Annotated in this window: 4 protein-coding genes and 1 pseudogene; all 5 read right to left on the bottom strand. The window is 66.8% G+C overall.

Translation table 11 applies throughout. The annotated features are described in order from the left end of the window. Nucleotides 1-832, bottom strand: a pseudogene (locus ACT84W_RS03555) (Clp protease N-terminal domain-containing protein); the annotation flags it as partial. A gap of 191 nt (nt 833-1,023) precedes the next feature. After that, nucleotides 1,024-1,896 carry a YitT family protein gene (locus ACT84W_RS03560; RefSeq protein ID WP_417575112.1) on the bottom strand — a complete coding sequence of 291 codons (873 nt, stop codon included), beginning with the start codon at nt 1,894-1,896 and terminating at the stop codon, nt 1,024-1,026. A gap of 9 nt (nt 1,897-1,905) precedes the next feature. Next, the gene (prfB, locus tag ACT84W_RS03565; RefSeq protein ID WP_432291224.1) at nt 1,906-3,021 is read right to left on the bottom strand and encodes a peptide chain release factor 2; all 1,116 of its coding nucleotides are present in this window, start codon (nt 3,019-3,021) and stop codon (nt 1,906-1,908) included. A gap of 10 nt (nt 3,022-3,031) precedes the next feature. Further along, nucleotides 3,032-5,896, bottom strand: a complete 2,865-nt coding sequence (gene secA / locus ACT84W_RS03570) for a preprotein translocase subunit SecA (RefSeq protein WP_444328217.1) — start codon at nt 5,894-5,896, stop codon at nt 3,032-3,034. Nucleotides 5,897-6,010: 114 nt separating this feature from the next. Continuing rightward, nucleotides 6,011-7,690: AfsR/SARP family transcriptional regulator (locus tag ACT84W_RS03575; protein WP_444328218.1), on the bottom strand; the 1,680-nt coding region annotated here is incomplete at its 5' end.

The raw sequence follows: 7,690 nt of genomic DNA on the forward strand, positions 1-7,690 counted from the left end.
TGCGCTCCTCAAACTCGCCGCGGTACTTGGAGCCGGCGACGAGGGAGGCCATGTCGAGCGTCCAGATCTGCTTGCCGCGCAGGATGTCGGGGACGTTGCCCGAGCTGATGAGCTGCGCCAGGCCCTCGACGATGGCGGTCTTGCCGACGCCGGGGTCGCCCAGCACCAGCGGGTTGTTCTTCTGGCGGCGCGCGAGCACCTGCATGACGCGCTCGATCTCGGCGTCGCGGCCGATCACGGGGTCGAGCTTGCCGTCGGCTGCGAGCTTGGTGAGGTTGCGGCCGTACTTCTCGAGCATCGACTCGTCGTCGGACGAGGCGGAGGCGCCTGCGGGGGCGCCCATGCCGATGAAGACCTGGCCCATGCCGCCGCCCTGCTTGGGGCGGTCGCCCTCGTCTTTGGCGATGAGCTCGTTGACGGCGTTGCGCACTGCGTCGGCCGAAAGCCCCATTGCGCGCAGCGCGTCCATGGCGCGGCCGTTGCCCTCCGCGACGATGCCGAGCAGGAGGTGCTCGGTGGCGATGTAGGTCTGGCCGTGGGTCATGGTCTCGCGATAGGCGCCCTCGAGCACGCGCTTGGCGCGCGGCGTGAAGGGGATGTGGCCTCCGGGGACGGGATCGGCCTCCTCGGTGGTGAGGCCGCGGACGGTCGCGAGGGTCTCGTCGTAGGTCACGTCGAGCTTGGCGAGCGCCTGGGCGGCGACGCCCTCCTTCTCTTTGATGAGGCCGAGGAGGAGGTGCTCGGTGCCAACGTACATCTGGCCCAGCGCGCGGGCCTCGTCCTGCGCGAGGCTGATGACCTTGCGCGCCTTGTCGGTGAACTTCTCGAACATGAAGCGGTTCCTCTCGATATGGATAGCCTTAAGTGTGTACCCATAGCAGGAGAATCGCAAACCCGCGTCACGCGCCGGCAAACTCGTCGGGGCGAGCGGCGCGGCGTCCGCCCGCCGTCCGGGCGGGCGCGGGATTCCGCGGCCTGGGCGGCGCACGCCGACCCAAAGCCCGCGGCCATCGAGCACCGAAGCTAGCCGGTGATGCTGCCGAAGCCCTCGCCGAAGGCCTCGTGAACCTCCGAGATAAAGACGATCGCCTCGGGATCCTCCTCGGCGACGACCTGCTTGAGCAGGGGGACCTGGTTGCGGCCGAGGACGCAGAAGAGCACGGGGCGGTCGTTGCCGCTCCACACGCCGCGCGCCTGCAGCTCAGTGCAGCCGCGGTTCAGGTCGTACATGATGGCGTTGGCGATCTCGGCGTGGCGCTCCGAGATGATGTATGCGGCGCGCTCGGAGCGGGGGCCATCGATGACGGCGTCGATGACCTTGCCGCAGATGTACATGGCGATGGCCGCGTACAGCGCGTTCTCGACGGAGAAGACCGGCGCCGACAGCGCGATCACGAGGCCGTCCACGACGATCATCGCCGTCCCGACGGGGATGGAGAGCTTCTTTGCCAGGAGCTGCGAGATGATATCGGTTCCGCCGGTGTTGCCGCCAGTGCGGAACACGAGGCCGAGCCCGATGCCCGTGATGACGCCGCCCCACAGGGCGCACAGCAAAAGATCGCCGTTGCCGAGCACGGGCAGGAACGGCACGAACGCGTCGGTAAAGACGCCACAGGCGATGATGCCGATGACGGTGCGCACGATGTAGCCGCGGTTGCCGCTCTTTATGACGAGCAGGAGCAGGAAGACGTTCATCACAATCGTCTGCATGCCGACGGGAAGGTACACACCGACGGCCTCGGCGAGCGCATAGAACACCGTGGCCAGGCCCGTGATGCCGCCCGCCGCGAGGCCGTTGGGGACCTCGAAGCAGTCCACGCCCACGGCGAAGATGGCCGAGCCGGCCACGATGAGCGCGAGGTCGCGCAGGCGCACGCGCCAACGAGATTCACCCATGACGCTCCCCTACTCCGGGTCCGTCTCGCCGGTGGCCCAGCGATGGTAGCCGACGATGAACTTGTCCAGGTCGCCGTCGTCGAGGACGGACTCGACGTTGCCCGTCTCGACACCCGTGCGCAGGTCCTTGACCATCTGGTACGGATAGAGCACGTAGCTGCGAATCTGGTTGCCGAAGCCGATCTCGCGCTTGGGGCCGCGCAGCTCATCGAGCTCCGCGGCGCGCTTCTCGAGTTCCTTCTCGTACAGGCGGCTCCGCAGGATCTTCATCGCGAAGGCCTTGTTCTGGAGCTGGCTGCGCTCGTTCTGGCACGTGACGACCGTGCCGGTGGGCAGGTGCGTGATGCGCACGGCAGAGTCGGTCGTGTTGACGCCCTGGCCGCCGTGGCCCGTGGCGTGGTAGACGTCGATGCGCAGGTCCTTGGGGTCGATGTCGACCTCGACCTCGTCTGGCAGCACCGGCAGGACCTCGACGCCGGCGAAGGTGGTCTGCCGGCGCTTCTGCGCGTCCGTGGGAGAGATGCGCACCAGCCGGTGCACGCCTCCTTCGGCGCGGAGCATGCCGTAGGCGTTCTTGCCATGGACGGTGAAGGTCGCCCGGTCGATGCCGATGACCTCGCCCGCGGGGCAGTCGTTGACGTCGACTTTCCAGCCGCGGCGGTCGCAGTAGCGCAGGTACATGCGGAACAGCATCTCGCACCAGTCTTGGGCCTCGAGGCCGCCCTGGCCGGGGGTCACGGTGACGATGGCGTCGCCGTGGTCGAGGTCGTCGGTGAACCAGCTGGAGAGCTCGAGCTCCGAGAGCTCGCCTTCCAACTCTGCCGCCGAGGAGGCGGCCTCGTCGCGCAGGTCGTCGTCGCCCGTCTCTTCCGCGAGCTCGAGCGCCGCCGCGGCGTCGTCGAGCTTCTCGCGGGCGTTGTCGATGGCGGCGACGTCGGCCTTCGCCGATGCGAGCTGCGCCATCACCTCGCGGGCGGCGTCTGCGTCGTTCCACAGCGCAGGGTCGCCGCTCTGATCCTCGAGGCGCTTGACGTCCAGACGGCGCTCATCGATGTGGAGATACCCCTCCACCTCGGCGAGACGCGCGCGCAGAGCGTCGAGCGTTTCGTTAGTGATGTCTGCCATACACCGGTTCCTAGCGGTTCCTGCCGTGGCAGTTCTTGAACTTCTTGCCGCTGCCGCAGGGGCAGGGGTCGTTGCGGCCCACGTTCACATACGGGTTCGTGTCGTCGGCCTTGCGGTACGTGGTGCCCTTGGGAGCGCCCTCGCCTGCGGGCTTCTGGACCACGCGGCGAGAAGTCGCGGGCGTGCCAGGGGCGGCCATGTGGCGGCCGCCGCGGTCGCCGTCGACCTCGGCGGGACCCGAGTACTGGGCGCCGCGCAGCTCGTCAGGCTCGTCCGCGGAGGTCGGGACGGGACGGCGGGCGACGACCTCGATGCGCAGGATGGTGCGCAGATAATCCTCGTACATGGTGTTGACGAGCTCGGTGAAGGCCGCGTACGCCTCGCCCTTGTACTCGACGAGCGGGTCGCGCTGGCCGAAGCCGCGCAGGCCGATGCCGGTCTTGAGGTAGTCCATCTCCTGGAGGTAGGCCATCCAGCGGGTGTCGATGACGCGCAGCATCACCTGGGCCGAGAGCGACTGCATGATATCGTCGCCGAGGCGCTCGGACTTCTCGTCGAAGGCCTTGTCGACGAACGCGTCCACGGCCTCGATCACATCGCCCTGGTCGTCGTCCTCCGCGATCGCGGGCAGCTCCTTGACGCCGGTGAGCTCGGCGAGCCACTTGTTCAGGCCCTCGATGTCCCAATCGTCGTGAGTCTTGCCCTCGGGGCAGAACTCGGCAACGCGGCGCTGGACGGTGTCGAGGGTGACCTCGTCGATGTGGGCATTCAGGTCCTTACCGTCGAGGATCTTGTTGCGCTCCTCGTAGATGACCTGGCGCTGGGTGTTCATGACGTTGTCGTAGTCGAGGACGTTCTTACGCATCGAGAAGTTGACCTCCTCGACCTTGCGCTGGGCGCTCTCGACGGCCTTGGTGACCATCTTCGCCTGGATCGGCATGTCGTCGGGCATCTCGTACTTGGTCATCATGGCCGCGATCTTGTCCATGCGGTCGCCACCGAACAGGCGCATGAGGTCATCCTCGAGCGAGAGGTAGAACTGGGTCTCGCCGGGATCGCCCTGACGGCCGGAGCGGCCGCGGAGCTGGTTGTCGATGCGTCGGGACTCATGGCGCTCGGTGCCGATGACGCACAGCCCGCCGGCAGCCTTCACGCGCTCCTTCTCCTCGGCGCAGGCGGCGCGGGCGCGCTCGAGCGCGTCAATGTAGGCCTGCTTGACCTCCTCGATCTGGGCGGCGTCGAACTCGCCGCCGAGGAGCTTCGAGAGGCTCTCGGCCGTGATCTGGGTCGGGTCGTTGGCCAGGAGCACCTGCTCGATCGCCTCGGGGTCGAGCTTGAAGCCGAAGCGGCGGACCTCCTCGCGGGCGAGCTCCTCGGGGTTGCCGCCGAGCAGGATGTCGGTGCCTCGGCCGGCCATGTTCGTGGCGATGGTGACGGTGCCCTCGCGGCCCGCCTGCGCGACGATCTGCGCCTCGCGCTCATGGAACTTCGCGTTGAGGACGTTGTGCTTGATGCCGCGCTTGGTGAGGATGCGGGAAAGCTTCTCGGAATTCTCGATGGAGACGGTGCCGACCAGGCAGGGCTGGCCCTTGGCGTGGCGTTCCTCGACGTCGGCCGCCACCGCTGCGAACTTGGCGTCGACCGTGCGGTACACGAGGTCGTCGTGGTCCACGCGCTGAACAGGCCTGTTGGGCGGGATGACCTGCACGGGGATGTGGTAGACCTCGCGGAACTCGGCGTCCTCGGTCATGGCGGTGCCCGTCATGCCGGCGAGCTTGTCGTACATGAGGAAGTAGTTCTGCAGGGTGATGGTGGCGAGCGTCTGGTTCTCCTCGCGGACGATCACGCCTTCCTTGGCCTCGATCGCCTGGTGCAGGCCCTCGGAGTAGCGCCTGCCCTCCATAATACGGCCGGTGAACTCGTCGACGATCTTGACCTCGCCGTCAACGACCACGTACTGCTGGTCGCGGTGGAACATGTACTGGGCCTTAAGCGCCTGCTGCAGGTGGTTGACCAGCTGGCCGGACACGTCGGCGTAGATGTCGTCGATACCGAGGTTGCGCTCGACCTTCTTGAGGCCCTCGTCCGTGGTCGCGATGGTGTGCTTGGCCTCGTCCATCTCGAAGTCGACGTCGGGCTCGAGGCCGCGGACGGCGCGGGCGAAGTCCTTGTAGGTGCTGGCGGACTTGGTGCCGGCGCCGGAGATGATGAGCGGGGTACGGGCCTCGTCGATGAGGATGGAGTCTGCCTCGTCGACGATCGCGTAGTTGTGGCCGCGCTGGACGCGCTGGTTCGCGCGGGTGACCATGTTGTCGCGCAGGTAGTCAAAGCCGAACTCGGAGTTCGTGCCGTAGGTGACGTCCGCCTCGTAGGCGGGCTTCTTTAGGTTGAGCTTCATCCCGTTCTGGATCAGGCCGACCTTCATGCCGAGGAAGCGGTAGATGCGCCCCATCCACTCGGAGTCGCGCTTGGCCAGATAGTCGTTGACAGTGATGATGTGCACGCCCTTGCCGGGGATGGCGTTGAGGTAGCCGGCGAGCGTCGAGACGAGCGTCTTGCCCTCGCCCGTCTTCATCTCGGCGATGGTGCCGCGGTGCAGCGCGATGCCGCCGATGATCTGCACGTCGAAGTGACGCAGGCCCGTCACGCGGCGCGAGGCCTCCCTCACCGTGGCGAACGCCTCGGGAAGAAGGTCGTCGAGTGTCTCGCCGGCGGCGTAGCGCTCGCGGAACAGCGCGGTCTGGCCCTGGAGCTCCTCATCGGACATGGCTTTGAACTTAGGCTCGAGGTCGTTGACCTGGGCGGTTATCTTCTGATATTCCTTGAGCTCTTTGTCTGCGCCGATCGAGAGCAGCTTGGAGAGGAAGTTGGCCATATGGGCGCTCCTATTGAACTAAGCGGTCTTCCGCTGATTTTCCATCCTTTTTACTTTACTCATTGCTCCGCCGTTTGGTTGGCCCTGCCGCTTGTATCGCAAAACAACCATTCGCTAGACCGCCGCCTCGCGCGCGGCCTCCGACCCGACTCCCCCCATCTCGCCGACCGGCTCGTGCAGCGCCCGCTTCATGAGCCTCGACGGCTCCGCGCCGATATCCACCCTCAGCCGCCTCTCGTAGGATCGGTACCTCGTCTGCGCCTCCACGCCTCGGCCTGACGCCCTGAGCGACCTGATGAGCAGCGTCATCGCGTCCTCCCTCATGTCGTCGACCAAAAGCGCGTTGTTCGCGAACCGCGACGCGAGCCGTTTCTTGTCCAGCCTCATCGCCGCCTCGCCGCCGGCGACCATCGCGTCGGCGTACGTCCTGCGAAGGTCCTCCCTCACGTCCTCCAGGCACATCATCGGTGCCTCCGGCAGCCGGCACAGGTCGCCCGCGTACAGCTCCTCCGCCTTCATCGCAGCGCTGCACGTCCTCGAGTCGCCCGTGCTCTCGACCGCGTGCTTGGCCCACATCGTGAACTCATCGACGTCGCAGGTCACCACGCCCGGCGCGAGCGAGATGACCTGCGACGTCTTCACCGAGACGAACGGGTCCTCGGTGAAGCCGTAGGCTGCGATCGCGCTTCTTATCGCGGACGTGCCCGAGTAGACGCGTTGCAGGGCCTTCTTCCCGTCCGTGACGTCCGGCCAGATGCACGATGCCATGCGAGAACGGCAGGACAGGTGGCCGCTTTGCAGCGCGAGGTACTCCAGAATCGCGCGGGCGCCCCGCTTCGCCAGGTCGGCATTGGAGACCCGCCTGCCGTTAACCCAGAGCGAGAACTCCCCTAGGACGTTCAAGCGGATCTCGGAGCGTCTCGCCGACAGCGCACCCTTCGCGGCGCCCGTGAGGAGGCCTTTCTCCTTCACCTGCGGGACGCAGTTCCTCCGCGCGACCTCGACCATCCTCCTCCACCCCGCGGGGATCTGGTCGTCGAGCGCCTCGCCGAACTCCCCCGTGTCGTCCGTCAAGGCGACGAGGAGCCATGTCGCGTCCGGCGGCAGGCTCGGCGCGGCCGCGCTCAAAGGCACGCGGTCATCGGCCACGTCGCTGCACGCCTCTTGGACGAGGCGCGCCACGATATACAGGACGCCGCGCCTCTCGACCCGGTACAGGGATTGTTTCTCGCCGAGCTGAAAACGAGCCACCTGCGCGAATATCCTCGCGACCTCCTCCGCGTACTCCCACGAGATCTCAGCGCACGCCTCCGCCGCCGAGTTGATCGCGGCCAAGACATATGCGCTCGGGCGCCTGCGCAGGAGCATCATTCCCTCGCACACGAGCGAGAGCGTCCTTACGAGTAGGTCTCCCGACTTCGCGGCCTTCGAACGAATTGCGGAGGCGAGCCCCGTCGTCATATCGCCCAGCGCCCCGAGGGCGAGCTCCGCGGCCCATATGTAGCAGGTGAGCCCCTCGTAACCCCTTTCCGAGAAGAACGTCTCGCACTCCCCCACCACCGAGAGGTCGCCCCAGCGGCTTCCGCACGAGAATGCCCTCGCGACCTCCATGTCGAGCCTGAGCAGCCATTCCGTCACCGTCTTCGGAACCCCTTCGCCGACGACGGGCAAAAGCGCTTCCATGGCGTCCGAGAACCTGCCGCTCAACAGGAGGCTGAGCGACTCCTCATGGAGGAGGACGCGCTTTTGGAGGGGCGAGCGCTCGGTTCCGAGGATCATCGGGGGCTCATGGTC

The organism is Paratractidigestivibacter sp. (assembly GCF_052362415.1).
GTDB lineage: Bacteria > Actinomycetota > Coriobacteriia > Coriobacteriales > Atopobiaceae > Paratractidigestivibacter.